Raw genomic sequence first — 16,869 nt, 5'->3', positions numbered from 1 at the left:
GGTCATCGTCAGGCTCTTACAGCCCTCAAAAGCCCCCTCTCGAAAGAGCAGGGGGCTTTTGTTATTGCGAAAAGCAAAAACAATCACATCCCCCAAGCAGGCAATCAGACCCACCCGTGCGCCACGCCCGGTCCACTACCTCGAACTGTCCAGGAGCACCTCTCCTTCCTCACGCGCCAAGCCCGATACCAACAGCTCCAAGAAAACCTCTCTCGCTACAGACAAAACGTCTCTCTCAGCAAAAAATCGATCGCAAATCCGCCGCAGGTACGGCGTTCTTTCGCACCAACTCTCCCACTCGACACGATTTAGCTGGCCGCTCTCCAGCAACTTGAATTTGAGCAGTACCTTGAATGCATGGCGCGCATGCTTCAAAGGATGCGATGAGAGGTCTTTCAAGCGACGCCGCGCGATCGCAAGCGAAGTCTGAACCTCGGTGAACGGCTTGCCATGTCCGGGTACCACGCACCTTGGGTCCAGTGACTCGATCAAATCCAGTGTCCGCGCGACTTCTTCGAATGATTGTTCCCCCACCAATTCGGGGAATACAACACCAAATCCGCTCTCCCAAAGTGCGTCTGCAGATATCAATGTGCGGCTAGACGGTTCAAACAAAATAACAGAGTGCGGGTCATGGCCTGGCGCGGCCAGCACCTCCCAAAGATGGTCTCCCAGTAAGCATTCAGTGCCCGGTCTCAAAAGCCCGTCGATCCAAAAGCGTGGGCACTGCTGACCAGTCGATCGAAAACTCAGGGCATCCTCGTCCCACCGCTTCACGATGTCGGCATCGCCGGGCGGAATCTCCGTTCGCATTGCCGGATAACGCGCTTGAAGAGCAGCATTGCCCCCGCAATGGTCGCTGTGCAGGTGCGTATTGAGCAGCACATCCAGCGGCCTTCCGTGCAGTACCGCCTCCACCAGCGCCAGCGTCTGCTCGGCGTGTGTCACATAGCCGCTGTCAATCAGCGTGGTGTGGTCTTTACCGGTAAAAAGAATGTTGTTCGACGACAGCCAGCCGCGCTCGAACACTTGCATGCCCGCAGGCAGCTGCACCGCTTGCATCTCGTTCAGACCGTTGCTCCAGGGCGCAGCTGTCGGCGAAGTATCTTTCCGACATTAGTCTTCGGCAGCGCATCGCGGAATTCGATCTGCCGGGGCCGCTTGTAGCCGGTGAGTTTCCCGCTGCAATAAGCCATGACGGCCTCCTCAGTCAGCGAGGCATCCCTTCGCACGACGAAGACCTTGATTGCCTCGCCCTGCTTCTCGTCTGGTACGCCGATCGCCGCGCACTCAACCACGCCGGGGCACAGCGAGATGACGTTTTCCAGTTCGTTCGGAAAGACGTTGAAGCCGCTGACCAGAATCATGTCTTTCTTGCGATCGACGATGCGGCTGTAGCCGTCCTCCTGCATCACGGCAATGTCACCAGTGCGCATGAAGCCATCTGCCGTGAATGCCGCTGCCGTTTCCGCGGGTTGGTTGTAGTAACCGGTCATCACGTTGGGCCCCTTGATGCACAACTCGCCAGGCTCGCCATCGGGCAACGAATGACCTTCGTCGTCCTTGATCGCGATCTCGATGCCCGGCAGCGGCAGGCCGATCGTGCCTGTGAAAGCAGTGTTCATCACGGGGTTGTTGGTGCCGATCGCGCAGGTCTCGCTCATGCCCCAGCCCTCGATCATCGCGCTACCGGTGGCTTCGAACCAACGCTTCGCCGTACCCTCCGATGCGGCCATGCCGCCGGCCTGCGACACGTACAAGGTCGAGAAGTCGATGGACTTGAACTCAGGATGCATCAACAGCGCATTGAACAGCGTGTTCACGGCCGGCAGCATGTGAAACGGCCGCTTCTTGAGCACGGCGATGAACTTGTCGAAATCGCGCGGGTTGGGAATCAACGTGAGATGCGAGCCTTGGCGAATCGCCAGCAGGCACAGCGTCAGCGCAAAGATGTGATACAGCGGCAGCGCAGCGATGCTGTTCACCTTCGACGGGTCGCCGACCTTTGCCAGCGCCGGCGTGAACCAGCCTTCTGCCTGCAGGACGGCGGCCACGATGTTTCGGTGGGTGAGCACGGCGCCTTTCGACAAGCCGGTCGTACCACCGGTGTATTGCAGAAAGGCGACCGAGTCGAGCGTGCTACCGTCGGCCGCAAGCTTCATCGACGCACCGGTTTCCAATGCCTTCGGCAAGGTCGTGACGGTTCGCCCACCGTCCAACGGCAGTTTGTAGGCAGGAACCATCTTGACCAGATGCCGGACGGCGATCGTGATCCAGGCACCGTAAGCGCCGCCGAGCAGATCCCCCATCGCCGTAACGACCACGTGCTGGATAGGCGTGCGCGCAATCACCTGCTCCAGCGTCCCGGCGAAGTTCTCGAGGATCACGATCGCCGTGGCGCCTGAATCCTTGAGTTGATGCTCCAGTTCGCGTGCGGTATAGAGCGGGTTCACGTTCACGCAGGTGTAGCCTGCACGGAGCACTGCGCACATCGTGACAGCGAACTGTGGAATGTTCGGCAGCATGATCGCGACGCGAGATCCGGGCGCAAGACCTTGCGACTGCAACCAGGCTCCCAAGGCCTTCGATTGGCGATCGAGTTCGCCATACGACATCCAGCGCTCCATGCAGACTGAAAAGGGCCGATCAGCGTATCGTTGGAACGACTCGTCGAACATCTGGGCCAACGAGCGATATTGCTCGGGATAGACGTCGTGCGGAACGCCAGCGGGGTAGCTCTTCAAAACGGATGTCTGCATGCGATCTCCTGTGTCGCGATTGTGCGAATCGCGCCGCAGCTGACGCCAGCGGGCTTGTCCTAGGCTGCGTGCGCAACTGTCGCGTGCGCGATAGATCCCTGTCCGCGGATGCGCCGACACAACGTTTGATAGTGGCAGCTGCCCAAAACACGGCGTTTTTTTGCTTGGTGAGATTCAACTCTTGCTGGTTTAGGGAAAACCCTTATATTTGACCCATGCATCCCGCCAAGGCATTTCTACAAAACATGCTCGGCTTCGGCTCCTTTCTGAAGGCGCCGATCGTCGAGGCCGAGTCGCGCGCAGCCTCGGCTCCCGCCCCGTTGATGGTTCCGATTCGCTCGATCGGCCCGCGCGAGCGCGGCCGCATCACCGAGCATTTGATGGCGTTGAGCCCGCACGATCGCTATCTGCGCTTTGGTTACGCCGCATCGGACGAGCAGGTCCAGCGCTACGCCGATGGGCTTGATTTCGAACGCGACGAACTGTTTGGCATCTACAACCGGCGGCTCGACATCATCGCGATGGCACACCTGGCATTCGCACCGCCGGATCAACACAGCGACTGCGCCGAATTCGGCGTCTCCGTGTCCGAGCATGCGCGCGGCCGTGGCTACGGTGCCCGTCTGTTCGAGCGTGCGGTGGTCGTGGCGCGCAATGAAGGTGTCGGCATGCTGTTCATCCATGCGCTGAGCGAAAACGCGGCGATGCTGCGAATCGCCCGCAAGGCCGGCGCAACCGTCGTTCGCAGCGGTTCTGAATCGGAAGCGCATCTCGAGCTGCCTTCGGCCACGCTCGACAGTCGGATGAGCGAGATCGCGTTGCAGCACTACGCGCAGGTCGACTTCCACCTGAAGGCGCGCGCCAAGCAGTTCTGGTCATTCCTCTCCAGCATGCAGGAAGTGCGCACCGGCATACGCAGCGCGCGCAGCAAATCGGCGCCCTGAGCCAAGGGACTCCGCGGCACGCGTCGCGGGCTCGACATCCCAATCCGGTATCCTCGGGGCTCCCCAACTCCGCCCTCCCGCAGTGGCCGACCCTCACCCTGATCGCACGCCCGTTGAACGGGAAGACAAACGCAGCTTCTTGCAAAAACTCGCCGAATTCATCCATCCCGGACCGGATTCGCGCGACGAGCTGATCGAAACCCTGGCTGACGCCGAAGACAACGACGTGATTGGCGCCGAGTCGCGCGTCATGCTCGAAGGTGTTCTCCGCATGGCCGACATGACGGCGGGTGACGTGATGGTGGCGGCGCCACGCATGGACCTGGTGAACATCGATTCGCCCTACGACGCACTGCTGCACGTCGTGATCGACACCGCGCACTCGCGCTTTCCGGTGTACGAGGGCGAGAAGGAAAACATCATCGGCATCCTGCTCGCGAAGGACCTGCTCAAGCTGCAGCGCGCGCCGGGCCTGAACATCCGTGCCCTGCTGCGACCGGCGACCTTCGTGCCCGAGAGCAAAGGGCTGAACGACCTTCTGCGCGAGTTCCGCGGCAACCGCAACCATCTTGCGATCGTGATCGACGAGTTCGGCCGCGTGGCGGGTCTCATCACGATCGAGGACGTGCTCGAACAGATCGTCGGCGAGATCGAAGACGAGTTCGACATCGCCGAGGACGAAGGCGACATCTTCGGCCTGGCCGACCATACCTACCGCGTGTCGGGCGACACCCCGATCGACCGTGTCGCCGAAGCCTTCGGCATCACTTTCGATGCAGAGGCGCTGAGCGAGGACTTCGACACGATCGGCGGCCTGGTTGCCCACGAGATGGGCCACGTCCCGAAGAAGGGCGAGCACCACGCGCTCGGCGGCTTCGACTTCGTCGTGCTGCACACCAAGGGCGGCGCAGTGCGCTGGTTCAAGGTGTCGCCGGCACGCGGCAACGGCGCTTCGGACTGAGGCGGTGATGGCCGCCCGCAGCGGCCTGCCGCCGCTTGTTCTTGCCTGCCTGCGGATGCTGGGTTTCGCCGTCGCCGGGCTTGCGCAGGCGCTGTCGATCGCCGCACCGTGGAACGGGCAGCCGCTCTGGTGGCTGCAGATCGTTTCCCTGGCCGCGCTGGTCTGGCAGCTGGATGCACTGCGCGCTCCACGCAGTGCCGAACATCCGGCGCCCTGGCGGTCTGCGACACTCCACGGCTGGCTGTTCGCCACGGCCTGGCTGTGCGGCACCTTCTGGTGGCTCTTCATCTCGATGCATACCTACGGCGGCCTGCCGGCGTGGATGGCGGCCGTCGCCGTGCTCGCGCTCGCGGCGGCGCTGTCGCTTTATTACGCCGCGGCCTGTGGTGTCTTCGTGTGGCTGGCGCCGTCCGGGCGCTTCCAGGCGGCACTGTCGTTCGCGGCGCTGTGGACTCTTGGCGAATTGCTGCGCGGACACTGGTTCACCGGCTTTCCCTGGGGCGCTGGCGGCTATGCGCACGTCGAAGGCCCGCTGGCGGGCTATGCGCCCTGGCTGGGCGTGTATGGCATCGGCGCCGTGAGCGCCGGCATCGCAGCGCTGCTTGCGCTCGCTGCACGCGGGACGGACGTCCAGGGTGCACGCCCGCGCGTGGCCGCATTGATCGTGGCCGTCGTGATCCTGCTGCTGCCGTTCGCCGGCGCACCGCTGCTGGCTCCGGCCGCCGACGCATCGCGGGGCCGCATCGATGTCGCCCTGCTCCAGGGCAACATCCCGCAGGACGAGAAATTCATTCCGGGCGGCGGTGTCGCGACCGCGCTGCAGTGGTACGGAGAACAACTGCGCGACCCGAAAGCGTCGCTCGTGATCACGCCGGAAACCGCGTTTCCGTTGCTGCCATCGCAATTGCCGCCGGGCTACCTGGACGCCATCGCCGCCCGTTACGCGCAAGGTACGCAGGCGGCGATCGTCGGTCTGCCGCTGTCGGGCCGCGACGGCTACACGAACTCCGTCGTCGGTTTCCGGCCCGGTGCCGCCGAGCCCTACCGCTACGACAAGCATCACCTCGTTCCCTTCGGCGAATTCGTGCCCGGCGTGTTCCGCTGGTTCACCGCAATGATGAACATCCCGCTCGGCGATTTCGGCCAGGGGGGGCTGGCGCAGGCGCCTTTCATCTGGCAGGGCCAGCGCGTTGCGCCGAACATCTGCTATGAGGACTTGTTCGGCGAGGAGATCGGCGCCAACTTCCGCGACAGCGCCGCCGCGCCCACACTGCTGCTCAACGTGAGCAACATCGCCTGGTTCGGCGACTCGATCGCGATCGACCAGCACCTGGCGATCTCCCGCATGCGCGCACTGGAGTTCCAGCGGCCGATGCTGCGCGCGACCAACACCGGCGCCACGGTCGTCATCGACCACACCGGACGCGTGACGCACGCACTGCCGCGGCTCACGCGCGGCGTGCTGGTGGCGGACGTGGAAGGCCGCAGCGGCATCACGCCCTATGCATGGTGGGTGTCGCGGCTTCAGCTCTGGCCGCTCTGGATCGGTGCGCTGCTGGTCGTCGCCGTGGGTGCGCTGGCGCGCCGTCAGCGCGGCAGGTAGGCGGTCGCCTCGACCTCGACCAGCAGCGCGTCGCCCGGCAGGAAGCGCGAGACCTCGACCACCGTGCTGACCGGCGGCTCGCCCGGATAGAACAGGCCGCGTACCCGGTTGTAGGGCGCGTAGTGGCGCAGGTCGCGGAAGTACTGCACCAGCTTCACCACGTCGGCCATCGTGCCGCCGTGTTCCGCCGCCAGCTGCCGGATGCGCTCCAGCACGAACCAGCTCTGCGCGACGATCGGCGCCTCGAACACGTCGACCGACATCTGGCCGGTGACATAGCCGAGCGGCTTGAGCGCCTCGCGTGCGGATTCCGGAATGTCGTCGTACGAACTGACCGCCATGCGGCGCGCCGGGTCGACGGCGACCACGCCGCTCATGAAGACGAAATCGCCGACGCGCTTGGCGGCCAGGTAATTGGCCATCGGCGCACCCATGGTGGCGGGCGCAGGTTGAACGCTCGCCGGCGTACCTTCGGCGCGAGCTTGCTCGGGGCGGCCCGGCGCGGCGCTCATGCCGCCACCGGCCAGTCGCGCAGCTTGCCCGGGTTGAGCAGGCCTTCGGGATCGAAGCGCTTCTTCATCGCGATGATCTCCGGCGGCAGCGCGCCGCCGGCCTTGCCGTCCTCGACGATGAAGGTGTGCGGGTTGTTGATGCGCACACCGTTCTCGCGGTGCAGGCGGATGATTTCGTTCAGCCGTTCCTCGGTCGTGAAGCGCACCAGCTGCAGCGCACTGCAGCTCAGCAGGCCGTCCATGCCGCGCAGGAACTCGACGTGCATCATCACCTCGCCCGCGAACATCTTCTCCATCGCGGTGATCTGCCGGACGTACTCGCCCGGCGTGAAGCTGCTCTGCAGATAGGTCAGCGTCTTGTCGATGCGCAGCGCGTGCAGCGTGGTGTGGTTCCAGGTGAATTCGACCAGCGTGCGGTTGCTCTTCTGCACCTCTTCCGCCGTGCGGCGGTAGGTCACGGTGCCGCCGTGTGCCGAGGCCATGTCGTTCATCGCCTGCTCGCCGCTTTCGTCGATCAGCGACAGCACCGCATGGCAGCCCTTCGGCAGGTATTCGGCGAGCTGGCCGAGATGGTCCGGCACCGGGCTGGCGAAGAAGGCCACTTCGCGCTTGTCGATGCCGGGCGCGCGCGCCAGCGTGTCGGCAAAGGCCAGCGCCGCGTCGAAGGACGTGAAGGTCACCAGCGTCTCGAGCCATGGATGGACCGGCGCCAGCGCGACTTCGATCTCCAGCACCAGGCCGTTCGTGCCCCAGAGGTGGTGCATGCGCAGCGCCTCGGCACCGCGCAGCTCGACGATCTGCGGCTCGGCCTCGATCGTCATCGCGCGCACGCCGAGCACGTTGCCCGGCGCGGCCAGCGGGCCGTAGTTGATCGAGCCGACGCCGCCGAAGCCGCCGCCGAACAGCCCGCCGAGCGTCGCGCTGCGGAAGGTCGACGGCATGCAACGGAACTCGTGGCCGGTCGGCCGCGTGGCCTTCTCGATGTCGCCGAGCCGGATGCCGGCCTGCGCGCGGGCCACGCCGCGGCGCACCCAGAGCATCGCGTTGTAGCCGGTCATGTCGAGCACGACGCCGCCCGCCAGCGGCGTGGTCTGGCCGTAGTTGCCGGTGCCGCTGCCGCGGATGGTGATGGGCACCTTGCGCTGGAAGCAGGCGCTGACGAGCTTGCGGATCTCTTCCTCGTTGCGTGGGCGCACGACCAGGTCGGCGCGCTTGTCTTCGAGCTGGCGTTTCAGTACCGGGCTGAACCAGGAAAAATCCTGCGACAGCCGCGCGATGCGGCCGGGATCGGTGATCCAGTCGAGTTCGGGCAGTTCGAGCTGCAACTGCTCGAAAACGGAGGCGGGTGCGTTCATGGTGATGTCTGTCGTGTCCAGTGATCAGTCTTGGGAGATTTCGCTCGCGTGCCAGGAGCCGAGCGCCAGTTTCGAGAGCCACGCCATCAGCACGAACAAGCCGACGCCGGTGAGCGAGATCAGCAGCAGTGCGGCGAACATGCGCGGGATGTTGAGCTGGAAGCCGGCCTGCAGGATCTGGTAGGCCAGCCCGGCGCCCGAGCCACCGGTGCCGGCGACGAACTCGGCGACCACGGCACCGATCAGCGCGAGGCCGCTGGAGATGCGCAGGCCGCCGAAGAAGTAGGGCAGCGCGCTCGGTATGCGCAGCCGCACCAGCTGCTGCCAGCGCGTCGCACGGTTGAGCTTGAAGTAGCTCTGCAGGTCGGGGTCGATGCTGCGCAGGCCCAGCGTGGTGTTGGCAATGATCGGGAACAGCGCGACCAGCGCGGCGCACACCGTCATCGCGGCGACCGGGTTCTTGACCCAGATGATGATCAGCGGCGCGACCGCGACGATCGGCGTCACCTGCAGCAGCACGGCATAAGGAAACAGCGCGGTCTCGATGCGCTTGCTCTGCACGAACAGGAAGGAGATCAGCACGCCCATCACCGTCGCCAGCACGAAGGACAGCACGGTGATCTTCAGCGTGACCAGCAAGGCGTTGCCCAGCGGCACCCAGTCCTTCACCAGCGTTTCCATCATCAGGTACGGCGAGGGCACCAGGTAGGGCGGCAGCTCCATCGCGATGACCATCCATTGCCACAGCGCGACCAGCACGACGCCGACCAGCAGCGGGTACATCACGCGCTGCACGCGCGGCTGGCGCAGCAGTGGCACCGGTGCGGCGCGGGTCGATTTGGCGATCGGGCCGCTCACGGTGCGATTTCCTCGTGAGCGCTGCTGGCGCGCAGCAGGCTGTCCTGCAACTGCTTGGCATAGCGGCTGAACTGCGGCGACACCATGAAGTCGGCGTGCCGCGGATAGGGCTCGTCGATCATGAACTGCTCCACCACGCGGCCCGGCCGTGCGGCCATCATGATCACGCGGCTCGACAGGAACACCGCCTCGTGGATCGAGTGCGTCACGAAGATCACCGTGAGCTTCTTCTTGCGCCACAGGTCGAGCAGATCGGCGTCGAGCTTGTGGCGCGTGATCTCGTCGAGCGCCCCGAAGGGCTCGTCCATCAGCAGCAGGTCGGGTTGCGTGACCAGTCCGCGCGCGATCGACACACGCATCTGCATCCCGCCCGACAGCGCCCGCGGCAGCGCGCCTGCGAACTTGTCGAGTCCGACCAGCGCGAGCGCCTCGGCCACGCGCGCGTCGGCCTCCTTGCGCGGCACGCCGGCCAGGTCGAGCGGCAGCCGCACGTTGGTCTGCACGCTGGCCCAGGGCATCAGCGTGGGCGCCTGGAAGACGAAGGCCATCTTGCGGCCGCTGTCGTCGATCTGCTGCACCGGCTTGCGCCAGACCAGCAGCCGGCCATCGCTGGGCTCCAGCATGCCGGCGACCATCTTGAGCAGCGTGCTCTTGCCGCAGCCCGAGGGGCCGAGCAGCGTGATGAATTCGCCCTCGGCGATCGTCAGGTCCACAGGCAACAACGCCTGCGTGCCGTTCGGGTAGGTCTTCTCGGCGGAGAGGATTTCCACTGCGGGCGTGGCCTGGGCCAGCGCAGCGGGCGGTGCGAGCGGTGCACCGGGCGCGGAATCGACGCGATTCATTCGGGAAGCCTTTCGAGGGGGCCGCATCTCGGCGACCGGCCCCTGTGTGTCAGGGCGGCAGGCGGACGCATCCGCCTGCGGAGGCGAGCATCAGGGAAGGACCTTGGCGTCCTTGATGAACTCGGTGGTGTACGTCTTCGACAGTTCGACCTTCGCCGGGTCCAGCAGCTTGGCCGACACCAGGAAGTCGTAGCTCGCCTTCGAACGCGCGTCGGTGATCACGCCGATGCCCAGCTTGGCGGCGTCGCCGCCGGTGATCATCCCCATCTCCTTGAGCTTGGCGACGCTGTAGGCCAGCTGGTCGTCGGTCATGTTGGGGTTGTCCTTCTTGATCAGCGCGTTCGCCGGTGCCGGGTTCTCCAGGTAGCTCTTCCAGCCTTCGGCCGACGCCTTCACGAAGGCGGTGATCTGCTTGCTGCGGTCCTTCACCGTCTTTTCCATGCACGACACGGTGGTCGCGTAGGCCGGGAAGCCGAAGTCGCTGAACATCAGAACGGTGCTCTTCACGCCGGCCTTCTGGATCGCGAAGGGCTCCGAGGTCAGGTAGCCCTGCTGCGCCGCATTCTTGTCCGCCACGAAGGGCTGGATGTTGAAGGTGTAGGGGCGCGTCTGCTCGTCGGTGAAGCCGAACTTGGCCTTGAGCCACGGCCAGTAGCCGCGCTGCGCCTGGGCGCCGATCAGCAGCGTCTTGCCCTTCAGGTCCTCGAACTTCTTCACGTCCTCGTGGGCGATGAGCACCTGCGGGTCCTTCTGGAAGTACGCCGCCACGGTGACGACAGGCACGCCGCCTTCGCGCACTTGCATCATCTGGATGTCGCTCGAACCCATGATGCAGTCGGCCTGGCCAGCGGCCATCATCTGCGTGATGTTGACCTGCGGGCCGCCCATCTTGATGCTCACGTCCAGGCCGTACTTCTTGTAGATGCCTTCGGCCAGCGCCTGGTAGAAGCCGCCGTGCTCGGCCTGCGCGTACCAGTTGGTCATGTAGGTGAACTTGTCCTGGGCCTGTGCGGGGGCCGCAGCGGCGATGGCGAACGCGGCGGCGCCCGCGAGGGACGCGAGACGGAAGGCGATGGGCTTGCGCATGGAGTGAACCTCTCGAGGAAGGGATGAAGAAACGTGGGTGGGAAAACGGGTTGCGAAGGGTGTCGGGGTCAGCGAGTCGACGGCCGGGCAATGCAAGGAGCGCGCCTCATGCGGCGGTGGGTGCGGCCGGCGTGAACGACGGCTGGATGAATCCGGTCTCGTGGCCGCGGCCCCAGGTCGGCTCGTCGCGCACGACCCAGCGCAGCGCATAGAGCTCGGTCAGCGCCTGCACCCAGCTGTCGGACAGCGTGTCGAGGATCTCCAGGCCCTGCTCGCGCGTCGCGCTCGTCGGGTCGCCGATCACGCCGCTCGGGCCGAAATCGCGCGAGGTCCAGGCGCAGGCCGGGCGGCCGTCGGCCGACAGCAACTTGATCGGGAAGGCCGGCGGGAAGTTGGCGACGGCACGTTCCATGTGCACGGTGTCGGGTGCCAGTGCCAGCATCAGCGCGGTTTCGGAATGGCCGGCGTGCATCGACAGTTTCTTTTCCTGCTCGCTGATCTGCTTGCTCGACGCATTCGGCAGCCGCGACACGCCGTGCGGCACGACCACGAAATCGCCATGGCGCAGCCGCAGTTCGCGCGCCGCCATCTCCAGCACCTGCGGCTGGCCGCCGTGGCCGTTGGCGAACAGCAGCTTGCGGAAGCCCGAGCGATAGACCGACTCGCCGATCTCGATCACGGTCGACAGCAGCGTCGTGCCGGTCAGCGTCATCGTGCCGGGGAAGTGCAGGTGTTCTTCCGACTTGCCATAGGTGATCGGCGGCATCGCGAAGGCGCGGACCTCGGCGGGCAGCTTCTCGAGCGCCTTCCCCATCACGCCGGAGGCGATCACGCTGTCGACCGAGCAAGGCAGGTGCGGGCCGTGCTGCTCGATCGCGCCGCAGGGCAGCACGATGACGGTGTTCTCGCGGTCGGGCAGCGCGGTGATTTCGGTCCAGCTCAGATAGGGCAGGAAGCGGTGGGGCGGGATGTAGCCGTGGAGCATGTCGGTGTCCTGTCGTGTTTTCAGGTGAGGGAAGTCGTGGCGACCGGCGTCCAGGCGTGCGGAACCTGGCCGCGCACCACGCGGCCGTCGCGCAGCACCACGCGCGTCGCGGTACGCGACGGCCAGCCGTGGATGTCGGATTCGGGGAACAGCACCAGATCGGCCGGCGCGCCGATCAGTGCGGGCGTGGCGTCGGGCGTGCGCTGCAGCCAGTCGGCGCGGCACAGCGTCTGCGACCAGACGTCGAAGGGCGCGTCGAGCTGCGCCACCATCGCGGCCAGGCCGAGCGCTTCGACCGGGTCGAAGCTGCCGAGCCGGCAGAACGGGTCCTGCACGTTGTCGCTCGCGAACAGCAGCGGAATGCCGCGCTCGCGCGCTTCCTTGACCAGCGTGAGGCCGCGCTGGCGCGGCGTGCGGCCGGTAACGGCATCCTGCAGCAGCAGGTTGGTGGCCGGCAGCGACACCAGCGTGATCGGCACGCGCGCCACCGCATCGAGCGTGGCGAGCGCGGTCGACTCGTCCTGCGCAGCGAGCGCGCAGGTGTGGCCGCACACGACACGGCCCTCGAAGCCGGTCTCGCGCATCACCCGCGCCGTGGTCGCGAGGCCGACCGCGTCGGGGTTGAGTTCTTCATCGACGTGCAGGTCGACGTCGAGGTCGAAAGCCTGCGCCGCAGCCAGCAGGTTGCGCAGCGCACGCTCGCTCCAGTTGTGCGAATGCACGAAACCGCCGAGCAGCGCGTGCGGGCCGGTCTCGGCCGCGATGCGCGCGAAGGCGTGCGCCTGCATCGCGTCTTCGAACAGGCTGAGCTTGATCAGGCTGACCTGCTCGAGCTTCACCCGGCCGCGCCATTCGGCGGCGAGGTCGGCCAGCACGTGCCAGGCGATCGGCACCGATTCCGGTTCCCACCAGTCGACATGGGTGCGCACGCGCGTGCTGCCGCATTCCCAGGCCCACTGCAGGCCGCGCGAGGCGCGCTCGCGCACGTCGGCCACGGTCCAGCGCGGCCGGTCGGCCAACATGGCGTCGATCGCGCCGAGCAGGCCCGGCTGCACGTTCTTCATGCGTGGCAGCGTGAAGGCCTTGTCGAGATGCGTGTGGGCGTCCACGAAACCGGGCAGCGCGAGCGTGCCCTGGAGGTCGAGGGCGCCTTGTTCCGCCGCAGGGACCCCCGAGGCTGCAGGCATCGGCACGAGCCGAGCGATGCGGCCGTGCGCGATGGCGATGCGGGCCAGCGCAGGTGATTCTTCTTCGCCATCCACGGGCCAACCGGCCGGCAGCAGCCAGCGCGGCAGCCGCACGTTGTCGAGGCGGGTCGGAGCGAGTTCGGGCACGCGGGCGTCCTCAGGCGAACTTCGCCATCGCCTGGCCGACGCGCGCCATGAAGCGCTTCAGCTGTGGCTCGGTCGCGATGTTCATGTGGTAGTGGGCGTGGTAGTCCACGTGCGCGCCCTGGCCGGTCAGGCGCTTCATGTAGCGCGTGATGATCTTGCGCGGCGGATCGCCCATGTACCAGGCGACCCAGCGCGGCCGGCCGTAGGTCACGACGGCCGAGATCCGCTTGATGTGCGTGAGCGACGGCTTGACGTTGGCCGGGTCGCTGATGTCGAAGGCCACGCCCGGCATGAACATGCGGTCGAAGTAGCCCTTGAGCATCGCCGGCAGGCCGAAGCACCAGGTCGGGAAGCAGAACACCAGCGCTTCCGCCCACATCAGGCGATCGATGTGCGACTGAAGCGGCAGCCGGTTGGTCGGCACGTCGTGGTAGCCGAGCCGCTCCTCGCGCGACATCACCGGGTTGAAGCCCTCGGCGTAGAGGTCGCAGTCGTCCACCTCGTGGCCGGCCGCGCGCAGGTTCTTCAGCACCTCCTGGTGCATGGCGGCATGGAAGCTGGTTTCGACCGGGTGGCAGTAGATGACGAGCACGCGCATGGGGTTTGACCGCTTAATCAGAGCAAGTGGTCAGGTTTATGCAAAGCGCGTGCCAGCGTTTGCGCACCGTTTTGGCGCATCGCGTTGTCGAGCCATGGGGGCGGCGTCCATCGCGCCGCCTTGCGTCAGGTCCGGATGCCGCAGCCGGCTAGCACGAAGGCGATCAGTTCCTTGGCGACCTGCTCGCGATCGATCGGCGTCTCGGCGCCGGTGCCCATCATCACGCGCGCCTGCAGGGCGTAGTCGGCGTGGTATTGGGTCATCGCCCAGATGTGTTGCAGCAGCAGCCGGGCGTCGAGCGGACGCATCAGGCCGCGCGCGATCCAGCCGTTGATGATGTCGATCTTCTTCTGTGTCCAGGCCTGCGAGTTGGGCCAGAAGCCTTCGAGGTTCTTCCCGCCGTCGAGCACCTCGCGGGTGAAGATCCGCGACATTTCGGGGCTGTCGAAGGCATGGTCGAGCTTCTGGCGGATGTAGTCGGCCAGCACGGTGGCCGGCCCGCTGCTGGCGGCCTGGTCGAAGGCGAACACGACCTTCCACGAATGCAGCACCTGCATCAGGAGTTCTTCGTAGAGCTCCTCCTTGCCGGCGATGTAGTAGTGAAGCTGCGGCTTGGTCAGGCCCGCGCGTGCCGCGATCGCCTGGGTCGACGTGCCCTTCAGGCCGTGCAGGCTGAACTCGGCAATGGCCGCGCCGCGGATCGCCGCCATGATCCGTTCGCGTCCCGGGCGCGCCCGCGACAGCGGTCCGTCGGGGACGGGCATGTCCTGAGCGATGGCGGAGGGAGACAGGGAAGCGGGCTGCACGGTGGACGCCGGGAAATGAGGAAGGTCGCGCCGAACGCGAGCCGGAATGGTACCGCTTGCCGTCGATGCGCCAGGGCCGCATGGATCAAACATGGCGCGCATGGCCGGATGCCGCCTTGGCATGGCCGCCCCTGCATTCCGGCATGGGACTTGTAACGCCGAAGTGCCATCCGCATCATGCGCGGCACTTCAACAAAGGACACCTTCCATGCTCAATGTTTCTCGTCTGCGCCACTTGGCGGCCTCCGCCGCGCTGCTGGCCGTCACCGCGATCGCGCACGCCCAGACCGCGCTGCCCAACGTCGTGATCCTTGCGACCGGCGGGACCATTGCCGGCGCGGGCGCGTCGGCCATCAACAGCGCCACCTACGCCGCGGCCAAGGTAGGCGTCGACAAGCTGATCGCCGGCCTGCCCGAGCTCGGCAAGGTGGCCAACGTGCGCGGCGAGCAGGTCTTCCAGGTCGCCTCGGAAAGCCTGACCAACGACAACCTGCTGACCCTGGCCAAGCGTGTTTCCGCGCTGGCCAAGCAGCCCGATGTCGACGGCATCGTCATCACGCACGGCACCGACACGGTGGAAGAAACCGCCTACTTCCTCACGCTGACCGTGCACACCGACAAGCCGATCGTGATGGTCGCCTCGATGCGCCCGGGCACGGCGCTGTCGGCCGATGGCGCGCTGAACCTGTTCGACGCGGTCAGCGTGGCCGGCAGCAAGGACGCGATGGGCAAAGGCGTGCTGCTGACGATGAACGACAGCATCGAGAGCGGGCGTGACGTGAGCAAGAACTTCAACATCAAGCCGAGCGCCTTCGTGAGCCAATGGGGTTCGCTCGGCATGGTGGTGGAAGGCCGCAACTACTGGTTCCGTGCGCCGGTGAAGCGCCACACCATGAACTCGGAATTCGACATCGACACCATCACGTCGCTGCCGCCGGTGGAGATCGCCATGGGCTACGAAGGCGTGAGCTCGACCGCGATCGACGCGCTGGGCAAGAGCGGCATCAAGGCGCTGGTGCACGGCGGTCCGGGCAACGGCTCGGTGGCCGACCGCATCGTGCCGAGCCTGCAGAAGGTGCGCGCCGACGGCATCGTGGTGATCCGCGCCTCGCGCGTGCCGGACGGCTTCGTGATCCGCAACGCCGAGCAGCCCGACGACAAGTACGACTGGGTGGTGGCGCACGACCTGCGCCCGCAGAAGGCGCGCATCCTGGCGATGGTCGCGTTGACCAAGACGAGCGACACGAAAGAGCTGCAACGCATCTTCTGGGAGTATTGAGCCCCCGGCTTTTCACGCGCGTTGCGCGTGTGATTCGCCACCCCCCGAGGGGGAGGCGCGGCCGCCTTGGGGGGCACGGCGGCGGCCGCATCTTCCACTTCTGCCGTGCCGACGGCTTGTGGCTCAGCGAACCTTTGTCGCGCGGTGCCGCGCGTACTCCAGGCTGCTCACGCACACCGCCAGCCAGACGAAGCCCGACAGCAGCCCGGCGATCACGTCGCTGGCGAAATGCACCTGCAGCAGGATGCGGCTGCAGGCGATGGTCGTGATGGCGGCCGCGCAGCCGATCGCGGCAGGAAGGTGCCAGCGCGGCGGCAGCGTGCGCAGCACGACGTAGAGCAGCAGGCCGTAGCTCACGATCGCGCCCGAGCTGTGGCCGCTCGGGAAGCTGAAGCTGGTCTCGTACGCCAGCCCATGGTCGTGCACCGGCCGGGCGCGTTCGAAGATGCGCTTGAGCAGCGGGTTCAGCGCCAGGTTGCCGGCCAGCGTGAGCAGCCAGCCCAGCGCCAGTCCGCGGTGCGCGTGGCGCCACAACAGCACGGCGACCGTCAACGCCACCGGGATCAGCAGTTCGGCGTCACCCAGGTGCGTGAGCCAGCCGAAGACCTTCAGCCTCGACAACGGCACATGCGCGGCGATCGCGTCGGCCAGCGCCTGGTCGGCCAGCCCGAGCGTGCGTCCCTGCGTGACATGTGCCGCGATGAAGGCGAACAGCCCGGACGCGATCAGGATCAGCACGAAACCCACCGCAAAGCCGGCGACGAAGCGGCGCGGATTCGGTTCCGCGTCGGGCGCCGTCGGTCGCCTCGTTCGCTGCAGCCCGTGGCTGAAGAGCCCGGCGGCCAGCACGGCGGCGGTGAGCGCCACCAGATAGGCCGCAATCGCGTTCTGGCCCAGCAGTTCGGCGAGGAGGACGAGGTGAGGTGCGGCGGTCGGCATGGCGGGGC

The 16,869-nt window shown here is 66.3% G+C and carries 16 protein-coding genes; 4 read left to right on the top strand and 12 right to left on the bottom strand.

The features are described from left to right. Nucleotides 1-135: 135 nt before the first annotated feature. Both AC07PZ_RS19570 and AC07PZ_RS19565 read right to left on the bottom strand, forming a co-directional pair. Nucleotides 136-1,062 (bottom strand): MBL fold metallo-hydrolase, encoded by a 927-nt coding sequence (locus AC07PZ_RS19570; RefSeq protein ID WP_495296796.1) that lies wholly within the window; start codon nt 1,060-1,062, stop codon nt 136-138. Between the two features lie 5 nt (nt 1,063-1,067). Continuing rightward, nucleotides 1,068-2,759, bottom strand: a complete 1,692-nt coding sequence (locus AC07PZ_RS19565; RefSeq protein WP_495296795.1) for an AMP-binding protein — start codon at nt 2,757-2,759, stop codon at nt 1,068-1,070. A gap of 215 nt (nt 2,760-2,974) precedes the next feature. Between AC07PZ_RS19565 and AC07PZ_RS19560 the strand changes: the two genes are divergently transcribed. From AC07PZ_RS19560 to lnt, 3 genes are all read left to right on the top strand, one after another. Further along, a complete protein-coding gene (locus AC07PZ_RS19560) occupies nt 2,975-3,703 on the top strand; it encodes a GNAT family N-acetyltransferase (RefSeq protein WP_495296794.1) in 729 nt (242 codons plus the stop codon). 82 nt (nt 3,704-3,785) lie between these two features. After that, nucleotides 3,786-4,664, top strand: coding sequence for a CorC family transporter (locus AC07PZ_RS19555; RefSeq protein ID WP_495296793.1), 879 nt, complete (start codon nt 3,786-3,788; stop codon nt 4,662-4,664). 7 nt (nt 4,665-4,671) lie between these two features. Further along, nucleotides 4,672-6,267 carry an apolipoprotein N-acyltransferase gene (lnt, locus tag AC07PZ_RS19550; RefSeq protein ID WP_495296792.1) on the top strand — a complete coding sequence of 532 codons (1,596 nt, stop codon included), beginning with the start codon at nt 4,672-4,674 and terminating at the stop codon, nt 6,265-6,267. On the opposite strand, the gene AC07PZ_RS19545 is transcribed toward lnt, so the two are convergent. From AC07PZ_RS19545 to AC07PZ_RS19505, 9 genes are all read right to left on the bottom strand, one after another. After that, complete coding sequence (locus tag AC07PZ_RS19545; RefSeq protein WP_495296804.1) at nt 6,252-6,701, bottom strand: RidA family protein; 450 nt, start codon at nt 6,699-6,701, stop codon at nt 6,252-6,254. The two genes, lnt and AC07PZ_RS19545, sit on opposite strands and share 16 nt — an antisense overlap. 74 nt (nt 6,702-6,775) lie before the next feature. After that, entirely contained in the window at nt 6,776-8,134 is a 1,359-nt protein-coding gene (locus tag AC07PZ_RS19540) for an FAD-binding oxidoreductase (protein ID WP_495296791.1), read from the bottom strand. A 24-nt stretch (nt 8,135-8,158) separates the two neighbouring features. Continuing rightward, the gene (locus AC07PZ_RS19535; RefSeq protein WP_495296803.1) at nt 8,159-8,917 is read right to left on the bottom strand and encodes an ABC transporter permease; all 759 of its coding nucleotides are present in this window, start codon (nt 8,915-8,917) and stop codon (nt 8,159-8,161) included. A gap of 71 nt (nt 8,918-8,988) precedes the next feature. Continuing rightward, entirely contained in the window at nt 8,989-9,834 is an 846-nt protein-coding gene (locus AC07PZ_RS19530; protein ID WP_495296790.1) for an ABC transporter ATP-binding protein, read from the bottom strand. 90 nt (nt 9,835-9,924) lie between these two features. After that, nucleotides 9,925-10,920, bottom strand: a complete 996-nt coding sequence (locus tag AC07PZ_RS19525) for an ABC transporter substrate-binding protein (protein WP_495296789.1) — start codon at nt 10,918-10,920, stop codon at nt 9,925-9,927. Nucleotides 10,921-11,026: 106 nt separating this feature from the next. Next, nucleotides 11,027-11,905, bottom strand: a complete 879-nt coding sequence (locus AC07PZ_RS19520; RefSeq protein WP_495296788.1) for a creatininase family protein — start codon at nt 11,903-11,905, stop codon at nt 11,027-11,029. Nucleotides 11,906-11,925: 20 nt separating this feature from the next. Then, nucleotides 11,926-13,239 carry an amidohydrolase family protein gene (locus AC07PZ_RS19515; RefSeq protein WP_495296787.1) on the bottom strand — a complete coding sequence of 438 codons (1,314 nt, stop codon included), beginning with the start codon at nt 13,237-13,239 and terminating at the stop codon, nt 11,926-11,928. 10 nt (nt 13,240-13,249) lie between these two features. Then, nucleotides 13,250-13,837, bottom strand: coding sequence for an NAD(P)H-dependent oxidoreductase (locus AC07PZ_RS19510; protein ID WP_495296786.1), 588 nt, complete (start codon nt 13,835-13,837; stop codon nt 13,250-13,252). 125 nt (nt 13,838-13,962) lie between these two features. Continuing rightward, on the bottom strand, nt 13,963-14,601 hold the full coding sequence (locus AC07PZ_RS19505; protein WP_495296802.1) for a TetR family transcriptional regulator C-terminal domain-containing protein: 639 nt from the start codon (nt 14,599-14,601) through the stop codon (nt 13,963-13,965). 250 nt (nt 14,602-14,851) lie between these two features. Here AC07PZ_RS19505 and AC07PZ_RS19500 point away from each other — a divergent pair, with 250 nt between their 5' ends. Beyond that, nucleotides 14,852-15,922: a type II asparaginase gene (locus tag AC07PZ_RS19500; RefSeq protein ID WP_495296785.1), complete on the top strand. Its 1,071-nt coding sequence runs from the start codon at nt 14,852-14,854 to the stop codon at nt 15,920-15,922. Nucleotides 15,923-16,045: 123 nt separating this feature from the next. On the opposite strand, the gene AC07PZ_RS19495 is transcribed toward AC07PZ_RS19500, so the two are convergent. After that, nucleotides 16,046-16,861 (bottom strand): phosphatase PAP2 family protein, encoded by an 816-nt coding sequence (locus tag AC07PZ_RS19495; protein ID WP_495296784.1) that lies wholly within the window; start codon nt 16,859-16,861, stop codon nt 16,046-16,048. Nucleotides 16,862-16,869 lie beyond the last annotated feature (8 nt).

The organism is Variovorax sp. GW821-FHT10B04 (genome assembly GCF_059415645.1).
The sequence above is the reverse complement of the archived record's forward strand: the minus strand, read 5'-3'. Positions and strand labels throughout refer to the sequence as shown.